This is a genomic window from Kibdelosporangium philippinense (assembly GCF_021390435.2).
Lineage (GTDB): Bacteria > Actinomycetota > Actinomycetes > Mycobacteriales > Pseudonocardiaceae > Kibdelosporangium > Kibdelosporangium philippinense.
Map to the genome: position 1 here is coordinate 2,017,704 of NZ_JAJVCN010000001.1, position 26,143 is coordinate 2,043,846.

Below are 26,143 nucleotides of genomic sequence, written 5' to 3' on the forward strand. Positions count from 1 at the left end.
CCGATGAATCTGGTGATACAGAAGTACGGCGGAACCTCGTTGGGCGACGCGAGCAAGATCAGGCGCGCGGCCCGGCGAATAGCCACCGAGGACAGACCAGTGGTCGTGGTGGTCTCCGCGATGGGCGGAACCACCGACACGATGGTGAATCTGGCAAGTGACCTCACCGACGCACCACCCGCCCGTGAACTGGATCTCTTGCTCAGCACCGGTGAACAGGCTTCGGCAGCCGCGCTTGCCATGGCATTGCACGAAATTGGCGTGTCTGCTCGCTCGTTCAGTGGCCGCGACGCGGGCATCACCACCGATGGAGTGCACGGTGACGCGCGTATCATCAACGTCGACGCCAGCCGGGTCCGGGAATGCGTCCAGGACGGCTGTGTTCCTGTGGTTACTGGGTTTCAGGGCATCGCAGCCCAGAGCGGCGAGCTCACTACCTTGAGCCGGGGCGGCTCCGATACCACCGCGGTCGCGCTGGCCGCGGCGCTGCATGCCGACGAATGCGAAATCCTGACCGATGTCGAGGGCGTGTTCACCGCGGATCCACGGCATGTGGCCGAAGCTCGCAAGATGGACTATCTGTCCTATGGGGACATGGCCGAACTGGCGTCAAGCGGCGCTTCGGTTCTCGCCCATCCGAGCGTGGAGTACGCCAGCAACCATCGCGTTCCGGTGCACGTGCGATCCAGCGCGACTGGGACGTGCGGCACCTGGGTGACCAGCGCCCACTCAGCCGCGCCCTTCGAGAGCGAACGGCTGACCGCGGTCGGAGTCGCGCATCAGACGGGCCAATTACGTTGCCAGCTCGACGGAATCACCCCTGCCGAACTGAGCACGGTCACGGCCGCGTTGGCTGATCCGACGCTGTCGGTGGACGTGCTCGAATATCCGCCAAGCGACAAGGTCGGCTCCCTGCGGTTCACGGTGAAAGCCGCGCACCGGCAGCAGGTCGACTGGATGCTCGCGGAGCTGCGGGCGGCCGATGCCTTCACGGAATGTCACTGGTCCGGGCCGGTGGGGAAGGTATCTTTGGTGGGACGCGGGTTTCGCGCGCATCATCCCCGGGTACGGCCCCTGGTCTTGGACACGCTCAAGTCCCACCACATCGGCGTCAGGGATCTGGCCGTCAGTGCCAGGCGAATCTCCATTACCTGCGCTGAGCATGACGTCCTCACCGCGGTGACCTACCTGCACCGCACGTTCTTGGCCGCCCAGCGGTGGCCGTCCCTTCCGCGTGAACGTGCGGTCGGCTAAGACGAGGCCCGGAATCCAGCCGGATTCCGGGCCTCGGCCGGTCAGTACTTGTATTCCTCAGTGCCGAAGCGGACGGTCTTGCGTTTCTTCTTGGGCGGATCAGTTGGTGCCATCTGCCGCCAGGCGTACCACACCATTCCCATCCCGATCAGCAGCAAGAGTCCCAACGTGCTTGGTGCTCTGCTCCCTCACTTGCACGACGGCGGTGTAGCCATCAGCCGTCTCGAAGCTGACGGACAGTCACACTTTGCGTAACAGCACTTCACGTACCGTGACGGTCCCTTCACCCTCAGGCCTGTTACCGGTGTAACGCCACACCGACCCGGGTAACCCTGTTTTGTGCTTTTAACGGTTACTAGTTGTCGCGGAAGCGAGGGGAGTGGGGCATGACGCGAACATCGGCTCGCACGACGGAACGGGCTGCCAACAGACTGGAGTCACGGCAGGTCTGGCAGCTCGCCGTCATCTGCGGCACGCAGTTCCTGATCGCGCTCGACTACTCGATCATCAACGTCGCCGCGCCGAGCATCCGGGACGGCTTGAGCCTCACCTCGGGCGCGGGCCTCGCGTGGGTCCTGTCCGCCTACCCGCTCGCGTTCTGCGGTTTCCTGCTGCTTGGTGGCCGGATCGCCGATCTGTACGGGCGAAAGCGTGTGTTCATCTGGAGCCTGATGGGCTTCATGCTTGCCTCGCTCGTCGCCGGGCTTGCCTGGTCGCCGGAAGTGCTCATCGCGGGCCGTGCACTGCAGGGTGTTGCCGCCGCGTTCATCGCTCCGGCGGGACTTGGGCTTCTCCAAGCCACCATCCCGGAAGGCGCCCAGCGTGACCGCGCCCTCGGCATTTACGGTGCCGCGCTGTCGGCGGGATTCGTCTCGGGCATGGTTCTCGGTGGTGTGCTGACCGAGTTCGCCGGTTGGCGGTCTGTCTTCCTCATCAACGTTCCGATTGTGCTGTTCGCCTGTGTCGTCGCCAGGAAGTTCCTTGAGGAGAGCCGGGATACCAAAGCATCCCGCTATCTCGACATCCCCGGCACGGCCTTGGTGACCATCGGGCTCGTCGCGCTCGTGTTCGCCGTCACCGAGGGTGGCGAGTATGGGTGGACGTCGTTGCCGATCGTGCTGTCCGCGGCGATCGCGATACCGGCCGTCGCCCTGTTCATCTGGGTGGAATCACGCAAAGACAGCGCACTCCTGCCGATCTCCATCTTCCGTCGTGCCGCTATTGGGCCCGCGAACCTGATCAACCTCCTGTTGACCTGCTCGTACGGTGGAATGCTCTTCATTCTCACGCTTTACGTGCAGACACATCTGAAGTTGAGCGTCCTGCTGACCGGTCTGGTGTTCGCGGTCTCGGGCGCGGTCGCCATCGTCACGGGCATCTACGGGGACCGGCTCACCGAACGGTTCGGGCTTTACCGTGTTCTCGTCGCCGCGATCGCCATTGAAACCGTCGGCATCCTGATCATGGTCGGCCTGCCCGAGAGCTACGGACTCGTGCTGATCCTGGTCGGTACGTCGATCAACGCCTTCGGGCACATCATCGCGCTGATCGGGACGAGCATCGCCGGAACCAACCGGGTCGAGGAGGGCAGGCGGGCCACCGCCGGTGCATTGATCAACGTATCCCAGCAGTTGGGGTTGGCCATCGGAATCGGTGTGGTGACGTCGGTGGCTGCCAGCTTTGGCGGTGCGAGTCTTGAGGGCTGGCGCTGGGCTCTGTGGTGCACGGCCGGGGTCGCGGCCGTGGCGGTGCTGATGGTTGTCCTGTACCGGAAGCGGTTCAAGGGCGAGGTTACATAGCACTGTCATGGCTATTGGCGGCTAAACCGTATATCATTGTTTCAATGGTTACTCTCGCCGCTGTTCAAGCCCGGCTGCCCTGGCAGGAAGCACATTTCGTCGGCGGCCATCCGGTGCTGGACCTGACGAACACCGTCTTCAACCGGAAACATCCGGCTGAAGACGGTGAACTGCTGAAAACTCCGGCGGACGTCCTGACGTGGTGCGCATCCGTCGGCCTGTTCGAGGACATTCCGTCGCGGGCGGACGCGGATCTCCCTGCTCAGGTTCAGGTTGTCCGTGAAGAGGTGTGGGCCGTGTTCGACGCGCTCGGACGCGGTGAAGCGTTGCCCCACAAGGCTTTCGGTGCCCTTCTCGAACGCGCCGGGGTGGGCGTACGGACCGAGCGGGTGCAGCAAACCGGCGCCGCCCTTGATCGCGTCAACTGGGCGGCGCCGGGAGCGATTCCCGCGGCCTTGTCATTGCTGGCGGTCCAAGCGTTGTTCACGTTGCCTGCCGAGCGGGTCAGGGCATGCGGGCGATGTGGCTGGATGTTCCTGGATTCCTCGCGCGGCGGCCGTCGCCGCTGGTGCAGCATGAGCACCTGCGGCAACCGCGAAAAGGCGAGCCGCCACCGGCATTCGGCCAGTGTCGTGTGATCCTGTTCCCTTTCGCCTTGCTGGGAGATCACATTGTTCCTGGTGGTGACGCCGGGACGTCGGAATACTGGTTGTCTTTCGGCGTTCCGGCCGGTGCCGCCAGGGACGATTCGAGCCCCAGCAAGGCCAAGGGAACAGGGTTACGCGGCACTAGGGTCTGTTTCGAAAGTCATGGGAGCCACTCGTTGATCGCTGCGATGGTGACCGTGGTTTCGTAGCGAACGGCGAGCTTGTCGTATCTGGTGGCGACGGCTCGGTTTCGTTTGAGACGGTTGATCCCGCACTCGACAGCGTGCCGTTGCTTGTAGATCTCCTTGTCGAATGCGGGTGGTCGTCCTCCGTGTGAGCCCTTGTTCTTGCGGTTGCGGACCTGGTCGGCCTTGTCCGGGATGGTGCAGCGGATACCGCGCCTGCGCAGGTAGGCGCGGTTGGCGCGGGACCCGTAGGCTTTGTCGCCGAGCACCCGATTCGGGCGGCAGCGCGGCCGACCGCGATCCCGCCGGGGTACCCGGATACGGTCGAGCACCACCTGAAACTGGGGCGAGTCACCTCGCTGGCCAGCGGTGATCACGATTGATAAGGGCTTTTGTCCCTGCTCGACCGCCAGGTGAGTCTTGGTCGTCAACCCGCCTCGGGAGCGCCCCAGCCCGTGATCGGCCGGTTCGACCTCGACCCCGCCCGGAGACTCCTTCTGGAGATCCCCTTTTGACGCGCACCAGCCGCGTGCTGGTGCGCACGAGCCACCGTGGAGTCCACGCTGACATCCCAGGTGATCAGGCCCGCAGCGTCCGCGTCCGCCTGCAACGCGACCAGAATCCTCTTCCACGTGCCATCCCGTTGCCACCGCCGGAACAAGCCATACACCGTCTCCCACGGGCCGTAACGCTCCGGCAGATCCCGCCACGGCACACCGGTTCGAACCCGAAACCGGATCCCGTCAATAAGCTTCCGCTTCGCATGCTTCGGCGGCCTGCCAGGCTTCTTGCCCCTGGGCAGCAAGGGTTCCAGCTTCGCCCACTGCTCGTTGGTCAGATCACCACGCCCCACGAATCAAGATCATCTCAAACCTTGATCAACTTGTGAAACAGGCCCTAGGGCGTGTTTCAAATGCCCGATCGCGATAGCCAGGCCGGATGCGGCCCCTGACGCCACCGCGGCAACGCCCAAAGACAACCAGTATTCGCGGCGTCACCGCGGCGTCGCCAGGAACCACCCCGATCCTGCCTCTCATCGACCGGGACATTCGAAACACGCCCTAGCTGACGGTCCTTCGCATGATCGGCCGGTCCTTGCGTGGGCGGCTCACCTCGTCGAACCCGGCCTTGACGAAAGCACTGGCGACTCCGGTCATCACGCTGTCCGGACCGGCCTTCTTCCCCTTGGCAGGCTCAATCGGATAACCCTCGACGGTCGTGTAGCCATGTGCCGCGGCGTAGTCGCAGACGGCGTCGAGAATGGCGGGCATCAGGCCGGACTTGCGGTGCTTTTTCTCCACGTAGATGCACGCGATCGAGCAGACCGGGGTGTCGTCGACTTCCTTGAGCAGTGGCGAGCGCTCGAGCCTGGAAAAGTCGCCGCGCGGTCCCAGTGAGCACCACGCCACGGGATCGTCGTCTTCGTAGATGACGACACCCGGCGGCTGTTTGCGTTGGCTGAGCCGCTTCATCGACTTCTTGTTCCCGTCGCCCTTCTGCTCCATGAACTCCGCAATGGACAGTCGCCAGTGCATGCACCAACAGCCGCTGGCGCCGCCGTTGCTGCCCATCACCGATTCGAAGTCGTTCCAGGTCGCCTTGGTCAGATCTTTGACCTTCAGTGCACCGGATTTCGTCTTGGTCATGACGAGGGGATACCCACAGGCTAGTAACCGTAAACACGCACTTTATGGGTTACTCTGGGGCCATGGGGTTATCTGTGCCAGCGACAGCAGAGGGGCGAGAGGTGGCCGAAGAAGGCGTACTCGACGTGCTCGAAGCGGAAGCGATCCACGTGATGCGGGAAGTCGCCGGATCGTTCCGCAAACCGGTGTTGCTGTACTCGATCGGCAAGGACTCCTCGGTGCTGCTTCACTTGGCCACCAAGGCTTTCGCGCCGGGCCGGATGCCGTTCCCGGTCGTGCACGTCGACACCGGCTGGAAGTTCCGCGAAATGATCGCGTTCCGCGATGACACGGCCCAACAGCAAGGGCTGGACCTACGCGTGCACACCAATCCGGACGAGGCGACGCCGTTCAGCCACGGCACGCACGAATACACGCGGATCAAGAAGACTGTGACACTGCGAAAGGCGCTCGACGACAGCGGATTCGACGCGGCGATCGGCGGTGCGCGGCGCGACGAGGAACGCTCGCGCGCCAAGGAAAGGGTCTTCTCCCTGCGCGAGCCTGGGCATCGCTGGGAACCACGCTCCCAGCGCCCGGAATTCTGGTGGTCGGCGAACACCGAACTGGCTGAGGGGCAGACAATGCGGGTGTTCCCACTGTCCAATTGGACCGAGCTGGATATCTGGCGCTACATCCGGCGGGAACGAATCCCGGTGGTGCCACTGTACTTCGCCGCGCAGCGCCCGGTCGTCAAACGGAAGGGTGCCTTGATCATGGTGGATGACGACCGTTATCCGCTTGAACCCGGCGAACGGCCGGAAATGCGCCAAGTCCGGTTCCGCACCCTCGGGTGCTACCCGCTGACCGCCGCCGTGGAGTCCAAGGCTTCGAACGTCGACGAGATCATCGACGAGATGCGGGTCGACAACAGGTCCGAGCGCGCGGGCAGGCTCATCGACGGCGATGGCGGCGGTACGTCCATGGAGAGCAAGAAGTCGGAGGGGTACTTCTGATGGTCTCGGTACTTCGGGTGATCGCGTGCGGCTCGGTCGACGACGGAAAGTCCACTTTGATCGGTCGCTTACTCGCCACAACCGGTGGCGCGACAAAGGACGAGCTCGACTACGCGACGCAGACGAGGCGCGGCGGTTCCACGATTCCCGTTGGCGAAGTGGACTACTCGTTGCTGACGGACGGATTGGAGGCAGAGCACGAGCAAGGCATCACCATTGACGTCGCCTACCGTTTTCTCGACCTGCCGTCCGGGCGGCGGGTGATCATCGCCGACGCGCCAGGACACGAGCAATACACGCGGAACATGGCGGTCGCAGCGTCCACAGCGGACGTCGCGATCCTACTTGTCGATGCCACGAAAGGAGTCCGTGAACAGACCTATAGGCACTTGGCGATCTGTGCGCTGATGGGTGTGCGGACTGTCATCGCGGCGGTCAACAAACTTGACGCGGTCTCCTACGATCGCGCGTTGTTCACGAACCTGTCAAATGAAGTCCTTGCGGCAGCGAACGATCTGGGTGTTACGGCCAGCGTGCTGCCGGCAAGCGCGCTCGGCGGGGACAATGTGGTCGAGCCGTCGCCGAATCTGCCTTGGTACAAGGGGCCGACGCTGCTCGAAGCGCTGTCCACTTGGGAGCCTGTCGAATCTCGGGCGGATGGTGACTACCGGTTGCCAGTTCAGTACGTGATCCGGGCGGACGACTTCCGCGGCTTCGCGGGCATGGTGGTCGGCAGCACGCTCCAACCGGGCGACCCTGTGGCGGTGGCGGGCAGCGGCGTGGAATCGAAGATCGACAGGGTGCTCGGCCCAGGCGGCAACGAACTCGATATGGCCCGGCCTGGCACTCCGGTGACAGTGACGTTGACCGACGACGTCGACATCCGCCGTGGCGACCTGCTGACCACACCCGACACCCGCCACAACGGACTTGCCCCGGCAACGGCATGCTCAGCCACGCTGGTCTGGACCGCCGAGGAACCACTGCGCCACGGCCGCTCCTACTTGCTGTCGGCGGGATCGCGGACCGTGCCTGCTGTGGTCACGAACGTGCGTGACAGGCTTGAGGTCGTATCCGGCACCAAACTCGCCGCGCGCACACTGGGCCTCAACGACATCGGCACGGTCGAACTGACCACCGACACCCCGATCTGCCTGGACAGCTACAAGACCTGCCGTGAAACAGGCAGTTTCCTGCTCGTGGACCGAGTCAGCAAGGAAACCGTCGCGGCAGGCATGGTCCGGTACGCGTTGCGGCGCGGTCGTAACGTCGTTCCCCATGCATACACTGTGGACCGTGATGCGCGCCAACAGCAAAAAGGTCAGCGGTCCACAGTGCTCTGGCTGACCGGCCTGCCCGGGTCAGGCAAGTCGACGCTCGCCGATGCCCTGGAACGACGGCTGCATGCCTTGGGGCTGCACACCTATGTGCTTGACGGTGACAATGTCCGGAGTGGACTGAACAAGGACCTCGGATTCACGCCCGAGGCCCGCGCGGAGAACGTCCGCCGCGTCGCCGAGGTGAGCCGGATCCTGCTGGACTCCGGGCTGATCGTGATCGTCGCGCTGGTCTCGCCGTTCCGGACCGACCGCGCAGTGGCCAAGAGCCTGTTCCAACCCGGCGACTTCGCCGAGGTCTGGGTCAACACCCCGGCAGATGTGTGCGCCAGCCGTGACCCGAAAGGACTTTATGCCAAGGCAAAGGCCGGAACCCTGCCGAACATGACCGGCGTCGGCCAGGCCTACGAACCACCGGAGCACCCCGACCTGGTGGTCGACGGCTCAGGCTCGCTCGATGACGCGGCGGACGAGCTGTGCGCGTTCCTGCGAAGTTAGTTGGAACCTACGCCGGTTGTTTGGCGGACACGTCGTATACCCAGCTGGCAACGCTCCCAGGCCATTCCAGCAGTTCAAGGAGCAGCCCTTCTTGCGTCGACCACGGGCAGATCCGGACGGATTCGTGGCCAGTCGCGGCCAGCAGGGCCTCGACCACCACAGCACCGGCAAGTGACTGCCGGGCACGATGGCGGGAGATCCCTGGCAGTTCGGCTCGCTGCGCCGCGGTGAGACCGGCCAGCCGGGGAATCCAGCGGCGCAGGTCGTGCAGGCGCAGATTCCGCTCCACGAACGGTCCTTCCCGCTGCGGACGGGCCCCGGTCAACCGCGCCAACTGCTGCATCACCTTCGAACAACCCACAGCGAGCCCAGCAAGATCTGTGTCTTGCAAAGCTTTTTCCACATCCGCTGAGACGTTGTCGCGCAGCTTTCGTAGTGACAAGCCGTTGTCGACGCCCCACTGCGTGAGTGTCCTGGCGCCAAAGGGAAGCGAGATCGTGGTGTGTGGCCGAGTGCCGGTGCCCGCGGCTACTTCCGCTGTGCCGCCGCCGACGTCCAGGACGGTGAGTGGGCCTGAGGAGTGGCCGAACCAGTGGCGGGCCGCGATGTAGGACAGGTGCGCTTCTTGTTCGCCGGTGAATGTCAGCAGTTCGACGCCGGTTCGGCGGGCTACTTGCCTGATCACGCGTTCCGCGTTCACCGCGTCCCTGATTGACGAGGTCGCGAACGCCAACAGGTCGACGTCGTGCCGGACCCGTCGCACAATCTCGGTGACGGCCCGGCTGACCTGCTCGACACCGTCGCTGCTGAGCCTGCCGTTCTTGTCCAGCGCGTGGTCAAGGCGGAGTCGCACCTTGTGGTTGTAGGTCGGCCGCAGCGGCGATCCGTCGGTCCGGTCGATGACCATGACGTGCGCACTGAAACAGCCGATGTCCAGCACACCCACCCGTCTCGCAGGTCCGCGCATCGGTCACCTCGTTCCCTTTGGGGCAGAAATACTACTTACCCCACTGTGGCAGCCGAAAACCCGGTGTTTGTTCGTGCCACGTCCGGGTACCCCTCTACCCCTGTCGGTCGTACCGCACGCAGCGTTACGCGCATTAGGCTTGGTCAGAGCGGACGTACCGGTTGGAACACCGTCAACGAGAAATCACGGGCGCAGAAGTACTTTGACCATGCCGTTCTGCTTCTTCTGGAACGTCTCGTAGGCACGCGGGGCGTCGGTGAGCGGCAAATGATGTGTCGCGAAGCTGTCCACACCAAGCGGGTCGTCATCAGTGAGCAACGGCATGATGTCGTCCACCCATCGCCGGACGTTTGCCTGGCCCATCCGAAGCTGGATCTGCTTGTCGAAAAGGGTCAGCACAGGCATCGGATCGGCCATTCCACCGTACACACCGGACAGTGACACGGTACCGCCCCGTCGCACGATGTCGAATGCCAACATCAGCGCGTTCAGCCGATCAACGCCTGCTTTCCGCATGAACTTGGCCGCGACGGCATCCGGCAGCAAACCGGTGATTTGATGGGCAACCTTGGCCACGGGAGAGCCGTGCGCTTCCATTCCGACCGCGTCGATAACCGAATCGGGGCCACGGCCGTTCGTGATACCGCGAATCACATCGGTCAACTCGCCCCTGTGCTCCAACCAATCCAGCGTTTCGACGCCATTGTCCTTGGCGCGCTGCAGTCGTTCTGGCACGAGGTCGACGCCGATCACTTGGCGTATCCCGAGATGGCGGGCCACACGCGTGGCCATGTCACCGATCGGCCCGAGGCCAAGCACGACCAGACTACCGTCCGCGGGGACGTCGGCGTATTTGACGCCCTGCCAAGCCGTTGGCAGAACGTCGGAAAGGTAGACGAACCGGTCATCCGATGGTCCGTCCGGGACTTTCACCGGCAGGGTATTGCCAAACGGCACACGCAGATACTCCGCCTGGCCACCAGGAACTTGCCCATAAAGCTTGGTGTAACCGAACAGGGCGGCGCCCATTCCCTGTTCACGAACCTGCGTGGTCTCGCACTGGGACTGCAAGCCCTGATCACACATGAAGCACTTGCCACAGGAGATATTGAACGGCACGACCACGCGGTCGCCTGTCTTGAGCGCGGTGACCTCCGCGCCGACTTCTTCCACGACGCCCATGGGTTCGTGGCCGAGGATGTCGCCCTCGCCCATGAACGGGCCCATGACTTCGTACAGATGCAGGTCCGACCCACAGATTCCGCTCGATGTGATCCGGACGATCACGTCGGTCGGTTTCTTGATCACGGGATCCGGCACCGTGTCCACCCGGACATCACGCCGCCCATGCCACGTCACTGCTTTCATTTCACACCCCTTTCGGCCATCTTCAGTGTTGCCAGCCAGCGCCAGGCGAAACGCCGGTTCGACAGCCGTCGAGGTATTCCGGGCACATCTTCGAATCCGGTTCGAATCCGGGACGAAGCCGAAGACGCCCGCGCTGTCCTACCGTGCGCTCAAGGGGCATGCGAGGAGGAACGATGCGCAGCGACGTGCTTGTCATCGGAGCCGGGGCAATCGGCGCGAGTGCGGCCTTTCATCTCGCCCGAGCAGGACTTGACGTCACTGTGCTCGAGGCGTTTTCCGGGCCCGCGCAAGGCAGTACAGGCCGGTCGTTCGCCTGCGTGCGCGTGCGGTGGGCTGACCCGGTTAACATCCTGATGACCTGGCGAAGCATTCGCGATTGCTTCCAGCGGTACGAGGCCGGCTACTTCCCGCACGGCTATGTGCTTCTGGTGCCTGAGCATGCGTGGGGCGATCATCTCGCGAGCGTCGACTTGCAACATCAGCTTGGCGTGCCAGTGGAAATACTGGATGTGCCGTCCGCGCAGCGACTTACGCCGTTCAGCCCGGAAGGTGTAGGTGGTGGGACGCTCGGACCTGCCGATGGCGTGGTCGACCCACACCTCCTGACGACGTTGTTTCCCGGCCGTGCCAAGGATTTGGGTGCACGAGTGTTGTTCAGCCATCGGGTGACGAGTATTGAGTCCGATGATGGTTGGGCTGTCACAGCGGGGGAGCGGACGTTCCACGCGCAGCATGTGGTGAACGCGGCCGGTGGCTGGAGTGGTGAGGTCGCAGTCCTTGCGGGACTTGAAGTTCCGGTCTGTCACTTACGCCGCAACATCTATGCGACGGCACCCGGCGCGTCGACCCGGAAGCTGCCGATGACCGTCGACGTCGCAACCGGCGCTTTCCTTCGTAGCGAAGGGGATCGCGTGCTGTTCGGACTCAGCAGGCCGGACGAGACACCCGGTTATCAGACCATTGTGGACTGGTCGTGGATGGAGCAGACCCTGATCGAGGCGACCGGCCGGTTTCCATGGCTGGCCGACCATCCGCTTGACCAGGCGGCCTGTTGGGCAGGCACGTACGAAGCTGCGCGAGGCCGCGGGAGAATCCGCTGACGCCAAGCTGCGAGCAGCAATAGTGGCAGCAGTGACAAAACTGACCTCGTGAGTGGTTAGCCGTGTTCTAACACGGCTAACCACTCACGACAGACCTATTGATAATCCTGAGCGACTCTTAGCAGCTCCATCAGGCCGTCGGCGTACTCCTGGGACTCCGCGTGTGCCTCGTCGTACGGCGGCTGGAAGCCGACGCCTTCCCACTGGTTCGTCTGCGGGTTCCAGCGGTCATTGCCGACCTCGAAGTCCCACGCGAAGACCCCGAGCTCGTAATACAGCTGGTCAGCCGAGTTGCCAGCCGCCGAGTACAGCACATCCGCGACGGGCCCGGTCTGCGAAGGCCACGTCACCGTGCCCCGGGATGCCGCGATCGCGCCAACGATCCGTTTGGCCGAAGCCTGGAACATCGCCCCTTCCTCAGCCGACGGCCGGGGCAACGTGATCCGGCCAGGCATGGCGTACGCACCCGGCGGCCACATGAAATACCCGCCGTAGCTGTGCACGTTCATCGCGAACTTGATGTTCTCGTGTGCCTTGGCCAGTGCGATGACGTTGCTCGACTCCGCTTCCGTCAGCTCGGCCGGGCCCGAGTAGTTGCCGGACAGGCAGTTCGTGCTCGTCGCACCGACAAAACCGTCGAACACCGAGCCGACCGTGTAGTTGCGGTTGATGTCCACACCCCACGAATCAGCGAAACGCGGATCGCGCTGCGCGCCCGTGCAGTGGTTCACCAGGCTCTTGCGCTGGAAATTGGCGTCGTAGAACGAATAGTTCGCGCCATCCGGGTTGACCGTCGGCAGCACGAACACGTCCACGTTCTCCAGCAGCTGCCGGGTCGCGGCATCCGTGGCGTAGTTGGCAAGTAACCGCTCGGCGAACTCCATCGTGACAAGCGGAGTCGCCCACTCCCGCGCATGCTCCTGCGAGTACGCGAGCACGCCGATGCGAGAACCGTCGCGATGCACGCCGATCCGCAGCGCCTGCACGGTCCACGGCTTACGTGACACCGAACCGTCGAGCCCGTCGCTCATCATCGTCGGTCCGGCGACGGGCATGACCTTGCCCGCCGAGCCGTCCTCGACGAACGCGTTGAACCGCTGCGGGAAGCGTGCCGAGATCAGCGCCGCGACCTGATCGGTCGTACTGATCACCGCACCGGCCGCGTCGGTCGCGAGCGTGACGGTCAGGACGCGGTCACGCCAAGTGGCCTGCGCGGACTGGTTAGGTTTGCCCGGGTTGACCGTCTTGACCTGCCAGCCATTCGCGCCCTGGTCGCCGAATTGCTTGGACTCCACGACAACCGCCGCGGTCGCCGGGTTGCCGAGGTAGGCCGTGGCCGTGCGGCGATACCCCTGGGTCTTGTGCGGCAGGTCAAGGACATCGACCAGCTGCGGATACTGACGCCCGAGGCGCGCGATCCGCGCCTTGATGTCCGTCGGCGTCATGTACGCGTCGATGAAGTCCTTCTGGTACCCGGCAGGCGGTGGCGGTGGGGTAGACCCTGGCCACGCCGTGGGCGTGATCGCGCGGGTGACCCCGCCAAGGCTGGACGAGGCCGTCACCTTCGTCGGCTGAGCGGGCAGGAGTTGCGGTACGGCGACGTGGTACTGGTACTCGCCCGCGTCGCTGAAGCGCTGCAAGGGGAATGAACCGGTTGTGCCGTTCGCGGTCGTCCAGTTGACCGTGATCTCGACATCCGGGTTGGCGATTGCGGTTGTCGTCACCTGCGTCTGCAGATATGTACGGCCTTCAGACGTCCACCAGTTGGCGGACAGGAAGTGCAAGGTGTCCGCGGCGGCACGCTGCGCTTCGGCGCGCTTGGACTCGGCGAATCGAGCCTGCGCGTCGCCAGGACGCTGGATCACCTGAATGGTCTTCGCGCCGCGCGTGGTCAACGCGTCGAGCTGGCTACCGGCCACGACGAGATCGACCAGGATGGTCCCGTCGTCTCTGCGCGGCTTCGCGGCGATGTCCGCGCCACTGGCGAGCAGGTCGTCGAACATGGCCTCGTTCGGCAGTTGTACCCGGACAAGAGCGAGCTCATCCGACGGGACCGCGGGTTCGGCGGCTGCGGAGAAGCTGTAGGTGACGGTGGACAGCAGGAGCAGGGTGGTGGTCGCAAGACCCCATCCGCGTTTCGTCATGACGCCTCCCAGACGAATGGAGTAACTCTGAATCACTACCACTGTCTGGGAGGCGCAGCTACCGTCGGATGGCGGGTTAGCGCGCAACCGCTTCCGTTGCCTGAAGTTGGTCGCGTTCGACGAAGTGCCGTGGGTAGAACAAACTCAACAACGGTCCGGCCATCGCCGTAGTCACGACCGCCATCACGACCATGATCGAGTACAGGTTCTGGTCGAGCACGCCCAGTTGCAGGCCGACGCTCAGGATGATCAGCTCGGTCAGTCCACGGGTGTTCATCAGCGTTGCCAGTGTCGCGGACTCTCTGACCGGCAGGCGATGCATCCTGGCACCAGCGAACGCGCCGCCGAACTTGCCGGTGATCGCGACGAGCAGGACAAGGATGAGTTCGACGACTCCGGCCGAGCCGATCGCGGACAGGTCCACCTTCAGCCCGGCGACGATGAAGAAGATGGGCAGCAGCAGCGTGGTGTTGAAGTCGCTGACGCGACCGATGATCTCCTCGCGCAGCCGCTCAGTTCCCTCCCGGGGCAGCAGCGCGCCGAAGAGGAACGTACCGAACAGGAAGTGCAGGCCGATCCACTCGGTCATCGCGCCGGACAGCAGTACTCCGGCGAGCACGACACTCAGCAGTGCCGTTCCTTTCGCGGCAGGTGATGCGAAGAACCGGCTCAGCATCGGCCGGACGAACCAGAACATCAGCGCCACGTAGACCGGAAGCAGCGCGATCAGCCACTGTTCGGTTCCGGCGTTGCCGGAAAGCACGACCACAACGGCAAGCAACGACCACGCCAGCACGTCGTCGATCGCCGCGCAGGTCAGTGCGAGCCCGCCGAGCGAGGTCCTGAGCATTCCCCGGTCAGCGAGAATCCTTGCCAGCACAGGGAAAGCCGTGACCGACATGGCCGCGCCGATGAAGAGGATGAAGCCGAGCCTGCTGGTGCTTGGCGGGTGGTGGTGCGTCAGGGTGAGCGCGAGGGTGGCGCCGAGCGCGAACGGGAGAATGATCGAACTCACCGACACCGTCGAGGCGATCCCGCTGCGCCCGCGCAGAAGTTTCCGCTCGAGTTCAAGGCCGACAACGAACATGAACATGGCAACGCCGATACTGCCGAGCGCGGAGAGCATCGGCCGGACGTCGGTCGGGAAAAGGGCTGTGGAGAAGCTGTTCCCGAACAAGGACGGCCCGGCGAGGATGCCAGCCAGAACCTCGCCGATCACAGGTGGCTGCCCGACCCGTCGCGCCAGTGCGCCGAGAACCCGGGCTGCGATGATGATCACGGCGATGTCGAGCATCAGGAACACCACTTGGTGCGTCGTCACCGATGCAGATTATTGGCCGTGATCACGTCCAAGCAAGGCTACAGTGGACACTTCGCTCACCAGTCAAACACCCCGGTGAGCGTGGGTGAAAGTGGCAATTGAAAAGGATGGCGCAAACCGCCGTTCTCGTGCTTGGACGGGCTTCACTCCGCCACACTGCGCGCCCGCAGCGGGGCGCCGACCTCGTGCAGGTGCCGCAACACCCACGCGTACGAGGCCGCCATGGAACATTGGGTGTAGGAAACCCCGCGTTCACCGCAGAAAGCGCGCACGAGTGGCTGAGCGCGCCGCAGGTTGGGGCGCGGCATGCTCGGGAACAAGTGGTGCTCGATCTGGTAGTTCAGCCCACCCAGCAGGAAATCGACCAAGGGGCCGCCGGAGATGTTGCGTGAAGTCAGGACCTGCCTGCGTAGAAAGTCCACTTTCCGCCCGGCCGGGAGGATTGGCATTCCCTTGTGGTTAGGGGCGAATGAACAGCCAAGGTACACGCCCATAACCGCGTGATGCACCACAACGAACAGCACCGCCTGAGGCGGGGAGAGCACAAGGAACACCGCGGTCAGGTAAACCGCCAGATGGCCGACGAGCAAGGCCGCTTCAAGCCTGATGGCTTTGATGTCCCGTCGCACCATCGACTCGATTCCGCCCACCTTCAACATGATCGCCTGCGTCATCAGCAACGGCAGGAACAGGTAGGCCTGGTATTTGGCTGTCCAGCGCAGAAATCCCCGTTTTTCCAGCGCTTGGTCCTCGCTGAAGGCAAGGGCCGGGATGTCGATGTCCGGATCGGCGTCCTCGGTGTTGGGATTGGTGTGGTGGCGCGTGTGTTTGCCGACCCACCAGCCGTAGCTGATGCCGGTCAGCGCGCCGTGCACGTAGCCGATGATGTCGTTGCCACGCTTGGTTTTCAGGATCTGGCGGTGCCCGGCGTCATGGCCGATGAACGCGAACTGCGTCAGCACGATCGCGACGTACGCGGCCGTGAACAACTGCCACCACGTCTCGCCGAGCATCACGAACATCACCGCGCCAGCTGCCAGCATCACGACATTGGCGGCGATTCTCGCCGCGTAGTAACCGACCCGGCGTTGCATCAGCCCGGCCTGTTTCATAATTCTCGCCAGGTCAGCGAAGTCGCTGCCGCGTGCGACTACAGCCGGTAAGCCAGTCATGGGTGACCACCGATTTGTGTTAGGGGAAAGGGGTATCCGCTTGTGGTGGAGTTCGGGAAGTTCAGTCGTAGCCGGTTATCGCTCGCCGCGCGCCAGCCTGGCCAGCCGCTGCGGGGTCGGCCACCGCACGCTGCGAGCCCAGCCGAACTTCTCGAAGAACCAGATCAGCCGGGCCGAGATGTCGATCTGTCCACGTAGGACGCCGTGCCGTGCGGACGTCGGGTCGGCGTGATGGGTGTTGTGCCACGACTCACCCATGGACAGGATCGCAAGCGGCCAGAAGTTGGCCGACCTGTCGCGACTGGTGAAGGGACGCTCGCCGATCATGTGGCAGACCGAGTTCACCGACCAGGTGACGTGATGCAGGAACGCGACCCTGGCAAGTCCGGCCCAGAGGAACCCGGTCAGCGCGCCCCACCAGGACAGCGTGATCACGCCGCCGAGCACGGCGGGAAGCAGTACGCTCAACGTGACCCATAATGGGAAAAGCCGGTCAACGAACCGGATCCCGGGATCTGCGGCCAGGTCCGGCGCGAACCGGTCGATGTTGGTGCGGTCACGGCCGAACAGCCAGCCCATGTGCGCGTGCCAGAAGCCTTTCGCCAGCGCGGCAGGCGACGTGCCGAACAGCCATGGCGAGTGCGGGTCGCCTTCACGGTCGGAGAAGGCGTGGTGGCGGCGGTGATCGGCGACCCAGGTGATCACCGGGCCCTGCGCGGCGAAACTGCCCGCGATCGCCAGCGCGATCCTCAGTGGACGGTTTGCCTTGAACGAGCCGTGCGTGAAATAGCGGTGGTAGCCGACCGTGATACCGAGCGCGGACACCACATAGAACACCGCGGCGACGGTGAGATCGACCCACGTGATCCCCCACCCCCAGACCAGTGGAACCGCGGTGAGCAGTGCGACGAACGGGATGATCAGGAATGCCCGGATGGTGATCAGTTCCGTACGGGAGGCACGGTCGGACAGCAAAGGCTTGGGCACGTTGCGGGCAGGGGTGGCTGTGGTCACTCAGTAAACTCGTCTCGGCGCGCGATCGCTGCGGGGAGAACGCCCTGGCCTAACCTCCGCCAGGTCGGCGCGTGCTACGCCGTCGAAGAATAAGGCTGTGCCGACAGCGTTTCGGCAAGCCCTCGTGGGCTCGACCATACGGCATCAGCGGGAGTGCCCGCTCCAGGCGAATCGAAGAATTCGCCCAGCGGTCACCGTCGAGACGGGTGGATGTGTCCGGTGACCAGCGGTCAGTTAACCATGATCATCCAATCATTCGATGAATCAAGGCGTGCTGAGGGCGAGCACGCGAGAGGGTGCGCTGGCGGGGTGGCCAGGAAGGTGTGGTCGCGGTGTTGATGGTCGGCTCGCTGTCCACGGTGGCCTTCGCTTGGGTTCATGACGGTTCGTGAGGGCCGAGTTGGGCGCGTTGAATACCGTCAAGGTAAGAAGACCTTCGCGGCATCAACCTGGGTAACAGGTGTTAAGTCAGTGGCATCGGCCCTGGGCTAACGTGTCACAGGATGGCGCTCGATCCGGTCGTTCTTTGCAGGACGGGTCGGTCATGACGTCGAGGAGTTCCATGAAACGCCGGGAGCAACGCGCGCTGCGTGCCATCGAGAAGAGTCTGAATGCCGATGACCCAGGGCTGACGAGGCTGTTCCGGTCGTTCGGAGGCGGCGGCAGGGGCCGGATGCACTGGTATGCCTTGCCGCTCGCGCTGCTCCTGATTTTCCTCGGTGTCAGTGTGGGGATCGGGATACTCATCCTGACAGGCGTGGTGCTCCTGTTGGTGGTCATCCTGAAATGGACTGCTCGGGAATCGCGCTGACGCCTACAGAATTAGTGACTGTGCTGTTGCCAGGTCCGTACGCAACCGGTCTTCAACGCTGACCGAAGGATCCGAGTACTGCCCGGTCAGGCAAATCGGGCCGTCGAAGGCCAGCTTGTCCAGCTCGCCGAACACCGCCGACCAGTCCGAAAGCCCTTCGCCTGCCTGCACGAACCACGTCCGCCAGCCGTGATCGGCAGGGACATACATGGCGTTCTTCAGGTTCACAATGGACAAGCGGTGAGCCACCAGCGGCACCGTGACATGCGGGTCGTCACCAGCGAGGGCATCGTGGGCAGCGTCCCAGACCACGGTGAACGCATCAGGAAGCCCTTCGACGAGGTTCAACACGCCAAGAGCCGACGTGACGAACCGGCCGTGGTGCGGCTGAATGCCGACGCCAACGCCATACCGCTCCGCGAACGGCACCGCGGCCTCCAGCGAGCGTCGGATCCGGGAAACCGCGGTGCGATAGTCATCGGAGCCGAGTGGCGCCATGATCCGGATGATCGGGACGCCTGCTGCCCCAGCCGCGGCGAACGTCGACTCGCTGAGATCCGCGGCGATGCTGATGATCTCGACGCCGTGCTCCCGCATGATCTTCGCGAAGCCAGGAAGCCGTTCTTCCGCGGTACCAGGCGTCACGAACGCGTTGTCCCGCACCGGAATCTCGGCGCCATTGAAGCCGAGCCCGGCCACCAGCTTGCCGAGTGCTTCAGGGTCGAGCTCGGCCCATGGCTTGGTGAAAACCGACCACAAAGGTGTCATGTTCAGCGGCCTCCGAGTCCGCTCATGGTAATTCCCCGCACGAACCAGCGTTGGGTCAGGAAGAAGATGATGATCAGCGGCACTGTGGTGACCGTTGCCGCCATCAGCAGCAGGTTCCACTGGGTGCCGTTGGTGTCCTGGAACGTCCGCAGGCCGACCGCGACGGTACGGGTGGCGTCGCTGTTGGAGATCACCAGTGGCCACAACAGATTGTTCCACTGGCCGATGAACTTGAACACCGCGAACGTCGCGATCGCGGGCACGGCCAGCGGCAGGATGATCCGGCTGAACACCTGCCAGCGGCTGGCGCCGTCGAGCCGGGCGGCTTCCTCGTAGTCACGCGGGATGCCCATGAAGAACTGTCGCAACAGGAATACGCCAAGTGCGGTGAACGCGTGCGGGAGGATCATGCCCGCCCACGTGTCGACCCATTGCAAGCGTGCCACCAGGATGAACTGGGGGATCAGGGTTACCTGGTGCGGGATCATCAGCGTGCCGAGGTAGATCGCGAACAGCGCGTTGCGGCCACGGAATCGCAGTCGCGCGAACGCATACGCTGCCAGCGCGGCCGTGATGGTTTCCAGGATCGTTGTGCCGCCTGCGAAAATCACGGTGTTGAGCAGATAATGGCCAAGTGGCACGAGATCGAAGGCGCGCTCGAGGTTTTCCCAGTGCCAGCTTGACGGCCAGAACGTCGGGCTGGCGGCCATCGACTCGGCGTCGGACTGCAGGCCGACCAGCACCATCATGATCACCGGGATCAGGCTCACCGCCGTGACAAGGAAACAGGCGAACACCACCAGTTTTCGGACGACCACGGGCCTGCCGAAAGTCTCAGTTGTCATAGTGGACAAGCCTCCGCTGCAGGACGAACTGGACACCGGTGATCACAGCGATGAACGCGAACAGCACGAGCGATTGCGCGGAGGCGTATCCCTCGTCGTAGTTCTCGAAGCCGGTCCGGTAGATGTTCATGACGAGCGTCGTCGTTGTCGTGCCCGGGCCGCCGTTGGTCATGATGTACGCCTGGTCGAAGACCTGGAACGAGCTGATGATCGACGTGACGATCACGAAGAAGAACGACGGCGACAGCATCGGAATCGTGATGTGCCAGAAGCTCTGCCTCGGGCTGCTGCCGTCGATCTTCGCGGCTTCGTAGAGGTGCTGCGGGATGGCCTGCAGCCCGGCGAGGAACACCACCATGCCGAACCCGAAACCCTTCCACACACTCATCAGGATCAGTGCGGGCATCGCCCAGGCATCGGAGATCAGCCACGCGGGACCTTCTGTTCCGAACAGTCCGAGGAACGCGTTGACCAGACCATCCGTGGGGATGTAGAGCCACATCCAGACGAACGCCACCGCGACCGTGATGGTCGCGTACGGCAACAAAAGCAGCGACCGGAACACGGCGATCCGGCGTACGCCTTGGTTGAGCAGGAGCGCCAGCGCGAGGCTGACCACGATCGTCAACGGCACACTGGCGAACGTGAAGTAGGCCGTGTTGCCCAGTGAGGTCCAGAATGTCGGGTCCGAGCCGAGCCTGCTGAAGTTGTCCAGTCCGACGAACGAAGGCGGGCTGAACAAGTTCCAGTCCAAAAGGGAGATCACGGCGGCCGCGACGACCGGTGCCGCCGTGAAGACGACGAAACCGATCAGGCTCGGTGACAGGAAAAGCCACGCGGTCAACGATTCCCGGTCGCGTTTGAGCTTGACCGGTGGTGCGGACACCGTTATGGGTGCCTGCATGGTCTGGACGGCCACACTGCCCTCCTAAGTGGTGTCAGCGCTTGCGTTTCTGGGCGTTGCGCATGTTTTCCCGGTGCTGGGTCAGGAAGACCTCTAGGCGCGGGGTGATCGCGGCGATGGTCTCGTCGACCGAGCGCTGACCGAGGAACGCGCGAGGCAGTTCTTGTTGCATCAGCAGGCGAATCTCGTTCCAGTTCGACGTGACCTCGTACGGATGCCCGCCCGCGCCAGGCAGCTTGCCCGCCAGAATCTGCTGGACGATGCCAAGATTGGCGGGCGGCGGTTGGAACGCGCTGCCTGCGGAGAACCGGGATGGGTTGTTACGCCCGGCTTTCGCGTAGATCGTCAGGGCGTCGGTACTGGTCAGGGTCTTCAGCAAGGTCCAGGCGAGCTCGCGGTCGCGGCCTTGGACGCTGCTCGGGATCGCGAAGCCCGACCCGGAGACGCGCGGTTTGCTGCCCGCCGCGCCCGCCGGGAACGGGATGATGTCCCAGTCGAACTTGGCTTTGCGGGCGTTGATCGCCTGCCACGGCCCGTTGTGCATGAACGCGACGTTGCCGTCAAGGAAGTTGGCCAGCGCGTTCTCCGTGACCAGGTTCTTGATCGGCGGGGTCGCCTTGTCGCGCACGAACAAGCCGACGACGAAGTCGATCACTTCCTTGGTTTCCGGCGAGTCGAGCAGGCTGGCCGACCCGTCTGAGGTCATGACATTCCCGCCCGCGCAGTAGATCCACGAGATCAGGTCGTCGATCATCGGAGCGCAGGTGAACCCGTACTGGCCGGGCTTGCTGCTGAACTCCAGCGCCAGTTCACGGAACTGGGCCCACGTCATCGGCACGGTCGGCGACGGCAGGGGAATGCCGCGTTGGGCGAACATCGTCTTGTTTACAAAAAGGACAGTGGGCGCGACATCGAAGCCGATCGCGTACGTCCGGCCGTCGAACGAGGAGATCGCGCGGATATCGGGGTAGAAGTCGTCGAGGTGGAAGCTGGAGTCGTTCGCGATGAGCTCGTCGAGGGGTTGGTGCGCGCCGCGTGCCGCATAGGTCGGAATCAGCCAGCCGTTGAGGGCGGTGACGATGCTCGCTGTTTGGCTGACGAGCTGGAGGTCGAGTTTCGTTGGGTATGCGCTCGCCGGCGTCAGGGTCGGGATCGACTCGACGCCCATCGTTTTCTCGACGTAGGCGCTGAAGTCCTCCCACACTTTGGCCTCGGTCGCGCTGTTTGACCACATGGACCAGGTGGCGGCGTTGTCCGGCGCGGCGGAGCACGCGCTGAGCAGTGCCGTCCCGAGGGCTATTTTCAGCACGTCCCGGCGGGCGAGATGGTGAGGCATCGTCGACTCCCCAAGGGTTCATAGGTCCTTTGTGCCAGCGCGGATCCGGTCTTCGTCGACCTCGACACCGAGCCCCGGCGCGGTGGGCACGGTCGCGACGGCCTTGGTGATCCGCAGGCCGTCCACGTAGAGGTCGGCGAGCAGTTCAGGCCCGTTGAGTTCGGCCGGAAGGGCCAGGTCGAGCTGGCTGAACAGGTGCAAGGCGGCTGCGAACCCGACTCCGCAGTCGGTGAGGCCGCTGGCCAGCAGCTCCAGCCCGTTCGCGAGGCCGACGTTGGCCGTTTTGAGGGCGTTGCGCAGGCCGCCGGACTTGCAGATCTTGATCACGACGAGGTCGGCGGCATCCAGCCGGACGGCACGGGCCAGATCGGCCGCGGTGAAGCTGCCCTCGTCAATCGCGATCGGGAGGTTGATCATCGAGCGGAGGCGCTGCATGGCCAGCGTGTCCGTGCTGGGCACGGGCTGCTCGACACAATGAACTTTCGGCACGTCCGCGATCGCATTGAGCAGTTCACGCAGCGCACTTGGCCGGTAGGACTGGTTGGCATCGAGCCAGATCGGCTTGCCGCCCGCGACCTCGGCGACCGTTTTGACCGCCGCGATGTCGGAGTCCGGGTTGCCGCCGATTTTCACTTTGTACGCCGCGTAATCCGACGATTGGCGCACTCGCTCGCGGACCGCCTCGGGACTGTCGACCCCGATGGCTGAGCAAAGCGGGATTTCGTCGTGCACCTTGCCGCCGAGCAGGGCGTGCACGGGCAGACCGACCGCTCGTCCGGCCGCGTCGTGCATGGCCAGGTCGACGGCGGCTCGGGCGAACGGGAAACCGTTGGAGACACTGGGGCTGAGCAGGCGGTTGGCGGCCGCGTGGAATGCTTCGACGTCGAACACGCTGAGCCCCAACAGGATTGGCTCGAAATACCGCTTGATCACGACCGTGATCGTTTCCGCGGTCTCGTAGCTCCAGCTTGGTAGGGCTCGCTGCTCGCCCCAGCCGACCACACCGTCCTCAGTGGTCAGTTTGACGAAGACGACTGTGCCAGCTTGGTTTGGCGAGCCAACCGGGCCGCTGCCGAGGACGAAGTTCTTGGCAAAGGGGACGTCGACCGGGAAGACTTCGACTGATCGGATGCGCGACATGTCAGGCCGCGATCGCCCAGGCCGCTGGGTCGACGAAACTCGGGCCGCGCTGGCCATTGTCGAGCCAGGCGAGGACGTCTCGCATGACGTAACCGGCCAGGGCGAGATGCCCTTCTGCGGTGTCGCCCGCGATGTGCGGGGTGAGCAGCAGGGACGGGATTGCCAGCTGCTCGGCGGTGAGGTTTGGCGGCTCTGGGTCGTAGACGTCCATCGCTGCGAGCAGGCGCCCGGCGGCTGCGTGCTCCAGCAGAGCCTTTTGGTCGACGGCAGGACCGCGCGCGGAGTTGATGATGATCGTGCCGTCGGGCATCTGCTCGATGAGCTCGCGGCTGACCATTCCCTCGGTCTCGGGCAGGTTCGGCACGTGGATCGAGATGATCGGGCACGCCAGTGCTTCTGGGAGCGTCGCGGTCCGGACACCGAGCTCGCTGGCGCGCTCCGGGGCGAGGTAGGGGTCGTAGACGACGATGTCGCAGCCGAATGGCTTGAGCAGGGTGATCAGTGCTCGTGCCGTTGAGCTGGCGCCGAGGAGGCCGACGCGGCTTGCGCGCAGCTCGTGTCCGCGCAGGTAGCTGGGCTTCCATTCGCCGTCGCGGACGCTGTGGTCGTATTGCGGGAGTCTCCTGGCCAGCGTGAGGATGGCGCCGAGGCAGTACTCGCCGACTGACCAGGCGATCCTGCCTGCCGCGGAGAACACTGCGACACCTTGGCCGAAGATGACCGGGTCGATCAGCTTTTTCACCGTGCCTGCCGCGTGCGCGACAACCTTCGGTCCGCCTTCGGCCCAGAGGCTGGCGGGCAGGTGCGGGGTGCCCCAGCTGGTCAGCAGCACGTCGCTGCCCTTGACCAGCGAGGTCAGGTCGTCCTTCTCGGTTGCCCATACGACGTCGAAGCGGTCTTCGAGCAGGCGGCGAGTCTCTGGCGAGCAGACGTCATCTGCGCGTTGCGGGGTCATCGCGACGGCGAGTCTTGGCAACTTTGCTCCCTTGCTAGCGGATCTCCGCTGACCGTATTGGCCTGCGGTGATGCATGTCCAAGCCCGATTTCGTATCAACCGATACTGTCTAAGGCATGGATTTCTCGATCCACCAGCTCCGCGGGTTTGTCACGGTCGCGGAGGAACAGCATTTCGGGCGCGCGGCCAAGCGGCTCAACCTCACGCAGCCGCCGCTGACCCGGCAAGTTCAGGGGCTGGAACGGGCGCTTGGCGTGAGCCTGTTCGACCGAGTTGGTCGTGGAGTGCGGCTCACCGCGGCGGGGGAGGTGTTTCTGGCGCACTGCCGTCGCGTACTTGCTTTGGTCGATGTGGCGCCTTCGGCTGCTCGGCAGGCCGCGGCCGGCCAGTCTGGGGCTTTGCGGCTGGGTTTCACCGCAATTGGGGCTTACGCGGTGCTTGCCGATGCCTTTGCTTTGGTCAACGAGCGTGTTCCCGGGGTTAGCGTGGCGTTGAGTGAGATGGTCAGCATCGACCAGTTCGCCGCGCTGGTTGAGCTTCGGATCGACTTGGGGTTGGTTCGGCCGCCGATTCCTGAGCAGCTCGAGTCGGTGCTCGTGCACTCCGAGGATCTCGTTATCGCCGTGCCTGCTCAACATCCGCTGGCTGGGCAGGAGGCTCCCGTCACGCTGGCTGATGTCACCGATGAGTACATCGGGTACACGCCTGAAGGATCGCGGTACCTGCACGACATTTGCGCCGCCATGGTCGGGCTGAATCGGTATGCCGTGAGCCAGTTGGCTTCTCAGGTGCCGACCATGCTGGCGCTTGTTCGGGCTGGTTTGGGGTGTGCGCTCGTTCCCCGGTCGATCATGAGTATGGGTGTCGAGGGCGTGCGGTACCGGGAACTCGCCGCCGACGATGGGCACTCGGTTACTTTGCACGCTTGCTGGAGTCCCGACAACCCGAACCCCGCCTTGCGACGGCTTGCTTCGTCGCTTCGGCAGGATCCTCGGTTGCCAGTCAGCCGACCGTCGCTGCCACCCTCCTGACGAGAACCGGCAGACATGCGCCATCGCAACAGGAATTCGCCGGGGGACCCCCTGATTTCACGTTACCGCAGGGGTCTGACAGTTCGGTCCACGCGCGCGAATGCCCCTGGGACGTGCGGCCTTGATCGCAACGGTAAGTCCGCTGGGGACGTGCGGCCTCGATCCCAACGGCAATTCCCTTGGCGACGGGCAGCGTCAATCGCAACAGTAATCCCCCTGGGGAACCCCCAAAATCAACGTTACCGCGGGGGTCCGACAATTCCGGCTTTGTCCTTGTCAGGCGGTCGGACCGGCGAGCCTCCATGCGCTCTGCCATGACCACTCGTTGCGCGCGTTCAGGGTGATGTTCAGAAACGCCAGCTCTTCCAGTGCGCGTGCCATGCGCAGGCTGCCTGCGTCGATCGGTCGGAAGCCCAGTGACTGCAGCAGTTCCGCGGTTTTCGCCTTGGCTGCTTCGTCGTCGCCCGCGTAGTAGCCGTCAAGTGGCTGACCGTCCTCATTGGAGTTGTTCAGCCGGGAGGCGAAGACCGTGTTGAACGCCTTGACCAACTTCACGTTGGGGGCCGCGGCGGCCAGTGCTTCGGCGTGGCTGGTGCCGGTGGTGGTCAGGTCGCTGTAGGTCTCGTTCAGCGGGTTCGTGGCGTCGATGACGATCGCGTCCTCGCCCAGTTGGCTGAGGACCTCGGCGGCCGCGCTTGCTGGCACGGCCAGGACAACGGCTTCCGCGCCGACGGCGGCTTCCGCTGTGGTGGCCGCGGCTTTGGCCCCGGTGTGTTCGGCGAGTTTGACGGCGTGTTCGTGGTGGGCGGCCACGACCGTGACTTCGTGGCCGTTCTTGGTGGCTGCTGCTGCGAGGCCGCCGCCGACGTTGCCTGTTCCGATGATCGCGATACGCATTGAGGGCTC

Annotated in this window: 23 protein-coding genes; 8 read left to right on the forward strand and 15 right to left on the reverse strand. The window is 64.2% G+C overall.

Annotated features, from left to right (window positions below; translation table 11 throughout):
* Positions 1–3 precede the first annotated feature (3 nt).
* The 3 genes from LWC34_RS09385 to LWC34_RS09395 all read left to right on the forward strand — a co-directional run bounded on the left by LWC34_RS09385 (position 4) and on the right by LWC34_RS09395 (position 3,691).
* Positions 4–1,254, forward strand: a complete 1,251-nt coding sequence (locus tag LWC34_RS09385) for an aspartate kinase (protein WP_233724602.1) — start codon at positions 4–6, stop codon at positions 1,252–1,254.
* Between the two features lie 386 nt (positions 1,255–1,640).
* Positions 1,641–3,053 carry an MFS transporter gene (locus LWC34_RS09390; protein WP_233724603.1) on the forward strand — a complete coding sequence of 471 codons (1,413 nt, stop codon included), beginning with the start codon at positions 1,641–1,643 and terminating at the stop codon, positions 3,051–3,053.
* 44 nt (positions 3,054–3,097) lie between these two features.
* Complete coding sequence (locus tag LWC34_RS09395) at positions 3,098–3,691, forward strand: CGNR zinc finger domain-containing protein (protein WP_233724604.1); 594 nt, start codon at positions 3,098–3,100, stop codon at positions 3,689–3,691.
* A 169-nt stretch (positions 3,692–3,860) separates the two neighbouring features.
* Here the strand turns inward: LWC34_RS09395 and LWC34_RS09400 are convergent.
* Both LWC34_RS09400 and LWC34_RS09405 read right to left on the reverse strand, forming a co-directional pair.
* Positions 3,861–4,738, reverse strand: a protein-coding gene (locus LWC34_RS09400; RefSeq protein WP_417448663.1) for an IS5 family transposase whose coding sequence is annotated in 2 segments (ribosomal slippage) — positions 3,861–4,345 and positions 4,345–4,738 — 879 coding nt in all. Because the reading frame shifts where the segments join, the coding sequence is not laid out codon by codon here.
* Positions 4,739–4,946: 208 nt separating this feature from the next.
* A complete protein-coding gene (locus tag LWC34_RS09405) occupies positions 4,947–5,531 on the reverse strand; it encodes a GNAT family N-acetyltransferase (protein ID WP_233724605.1) in 585 nt (194 codons plus the stop codon).
* A 62-nt stretch (positions 5,532–5,593) separates the two neighbouring features.
* Between LWC34_RS09405 and cysD the strand changes: the two genes are divergently transcribed.
* Both cysD and cysC read left to right on the forward strand, forming a co-directional pair.
* On the forward strand, positions 5,594–6,526 hold the full coding sequence (gene cysD / locus LWC34_RS09410; RefSeq protein ID WP_233724606.1) for a sulfate adenylyltransferase subunit CysD: 933 nt from the start codon (positions 5,594–5,596) through the stop codon (positions 6,524–6,526).
* Positions 6,526–8,361, forward strand: coding sequence for an adenylyl-sulfate kinase (cysC, locus tag LWC34_RS09415; RefSeq protein WP_233724607.1), 1,836 nt, complete (start codon positions 6,526–6,528; stop codon positions 8,359–8,361). The genes cysD and cysC overlap by 1 nt, the downstream gene beginning before the upstream one ends.
* Positions 8,362–8,368: 7 nt before the next feature.
* Here cysC and LWC34_RS09420 read toward each other — a convergent pair whose 3' ends face one another.
* Positions 8,369–9,328, reverse strand: a complete 960-nt coding sequence (locus tag LWC34_RS09420) for a Ppx/GppA phosphatase family protein (protein WP_233724608.1) — start codon at positions 9,326–9,328, stop codon at positions 8,369–8,371.
* Between the two features lie 183 nt (positions 9,329–9,511).
* A complete protein-coding gene (locus LWC34_RS09425; RefSeq protein ID WP_233724609.1) occupies positions 9,512–10,696 on the reverse strand; it encodes a zinc-dependent alcohol dehydrogenase in 1,185 nt (394 codons plus the stop codon).
* A gap of 173 nt (positions 10,697–10,869) precedes the next feature.
* Here LWC34_RS09425 and LWC34_RS09430 point away from each other — a divergent pair, with 173 nt between their 5' ends.
* On the forward strand, positions 10,870–11,796 hold the full coding sequence (locus tag LWC34_RS09430) for an NAD(P)/FAD-dependent oxidoreductase (RefSeq protein WP_233724610.1): 927 nt from the start codon (positions 10,870–10,872) through the stop codon (positions 11,794–11,796).
* 95 nt (positions 11,797–11,891) lie between these two features.
* On the opposite strand, the gene LWC34_RS09435 is transcribed toward LWC34_RS09430, so the two are convergent.
* From LWC34_RS09435 to LWC34_RS09450, 4 genes are all read right to left on the reverse strand, one after another.
* Positions 11,892–13,940, reverse strand: a complete 2,049-nt coding sequence (locus LWC34_RS09435; RefSeq protein WP_233724611.1) for a M14 family zinc carboxypeptidase — start codon at positions 13,938–13,940, stop codon at positions 11,892–11,894.
* A gap of 76 nt (positions 13,941–14,016) precedes the next feature.
* Positions 14,017–15,261 (reverse strand): cation:proton antiporter domain-containing protein, encoded by a 1,245-nt coding sequence (locus tag LWC34_RS09440; protein WP_233724612.1) that lies wholly within the window; start codon positions 15,259–15,261, stop codon positions 14,017–14,019.
* A gap of 143 nt (positions 15,262–15,404) precedes the next feature.
* Complete coding sequence (locus tag LWC34_RS09445) at positions 15,405–16,433, reverse strand: fatty acid desaturase family protein (RefSeq protein WP_233724613.1); 1,029 nt, start codon at positions 16,431–16,433, stop codon at positions 15,405–15,407.
* Positions 16,434–16,508: 75 nt separating this feature from the next.
* Complete coding sequence (locus LWC34_RS09450; protein ID WP_233724614.1) at positions 16,509–17,447, reverse strand: acyl-CoA desaturase; 939 nt, start codon at positions 17,445–17,447, stop codon at positions 16,509–16,511.
* A 562-nt stretch (positions 17,448–18,009) separates the two neighbouring features.
* On the opposite strand from LWC34_RS09450, the gene LWC34_RS09455 reads away from it, so the two are divergent.
* Positions 18,010–18,258 carry a DUF3040 domain-containing protein gene (locus LWC34_RS09455; protein WP_233724615.1) on the forward strand — a complete coding sequence of 83 codons (249 nt, stop codon included), beginning with the start codon at positions 18,010–18,012 and terminating at the stop codon, positions 18,256–18,258.
* A gap of 3 nt (positions 18,259–18,261) precedes the next feature.
* Here the strand turns inward: LWC34_RS09455 and LWC34_RS09460 are convergent, their stop codons facing one another.
* From LWC34_RS09460 to LWC34_RS09485, 6 genes are read right to left on the reverse strand one after another with little or no spacing between them, the layout of a single operon-like run.
* Complete coding sequence (locus tag LWC34_RS09460) at positions 18,262–19,026, reverse strand: sugar phosphate isomerase/epimerase family protein (protein ID WP_233724616.1); 765 nt, start codon at positions 19,024–19,026, stop codon at positions 18,262–18,264.
* A gap of 2 nt (positions 19,027–19,028) precedes the next feature.
* Entirely contained in the window at positions 19,029–19,871 is an 843-nt protein-coding gene (locus tag LWC34_RS09465) for a carbohydrate ABC transporter permease (RefSeq protein ID WP_233724617.1), read from the reverse strand.
* A complete protein-coding gene (locus LWC34_RS09470) occupies positions 19,861–20,790 on the reverse strand; it encodes a carbohydrate ABC transporter permease (RefSeq protein WP_233724618.1) in 930 nt (309 codons plus the stop codon). Before LWC34_RS09470 ends, LWC34_RS09465 begins: the two co-directional genes overlap by 11 nt.
* A gap of 19 nt (positions 20,791–20,809) precedes the next feature.
* On the reverse strand, positions 20,810–22,111 hold the full coding sequence (locus LWC34_RS09475) for an ABC transporter substrate-binding protein (RefSeq protein WP_233724619.1): 1,302 nt from the start codon (positions 22,109–22,111) through the stop codon (positions 20,810–20,812).
* Positions 22,112–22,129: 18 nt separating this feature from the next.
* Positions 22,130–23,251, reverse strand: a complete 1,122-nt coding sequence (locus LWC34_RS09480) for a mandelate racemase/muconate lactonizing enzyme family protein (protein WP_233724620.1) — start codon at positions 23,249–23,251, stop codon at positions 22,130–22,132.
* A 1-nt stretch (position 23,252) separates the two neighbouring features.
* Positions 23,253–24,227 carry a hydroxyacid dehydrogenase gene (locus tag LWC34_RS09485; protein ID WP_233724621.1) on the reverse strand — a complete coding sequence of 325 codons (975 nt, stop codon included), beginning with the start codon at positions 24,225–24,227 and terminating at the stop codon, positions 23,253–23,255.
* Positions 24,228–24,322: 95 nt separating this feature from the next.
* On the opposite strand from LWC34_RS09485, the gene LWC34_RS09490 reads away from it, so the two are divergent.
* The gene (locus LWC34_RS09490) at positions 24,323–25,237 is read left to right on the forward strand and encodes a LysR family transcriptional regulator (RefSeq protein WP_233724622.1); all 915 of its coding nucleotides are present in this window, start codon (positions 24,323–24,325) and stop codon (positions 25,235–25,237) included.
* 276 nt (positions 25,238–25,513) lie between these two features.
* Here the strand turns inward: LWC34_RS09490 and LWC34_RS09495 are convergent, their stop codons facing one another.
* Positions 25,514–26,134 carry an NADPH-dependent F420 reductase gene (locus tag LWC34_RS09495; RefSeq protein ID WP_233724623.1) on the reverse strand — a complete coding sequence of 207 codons (621 nt, stop codon included), beginning with the start codon at positions 26,132–26,134 and terminating at the stop codon, positions 25,514–25,516.
* Positions 26,135–26,143: the final 9 nt, after the last annotated feature.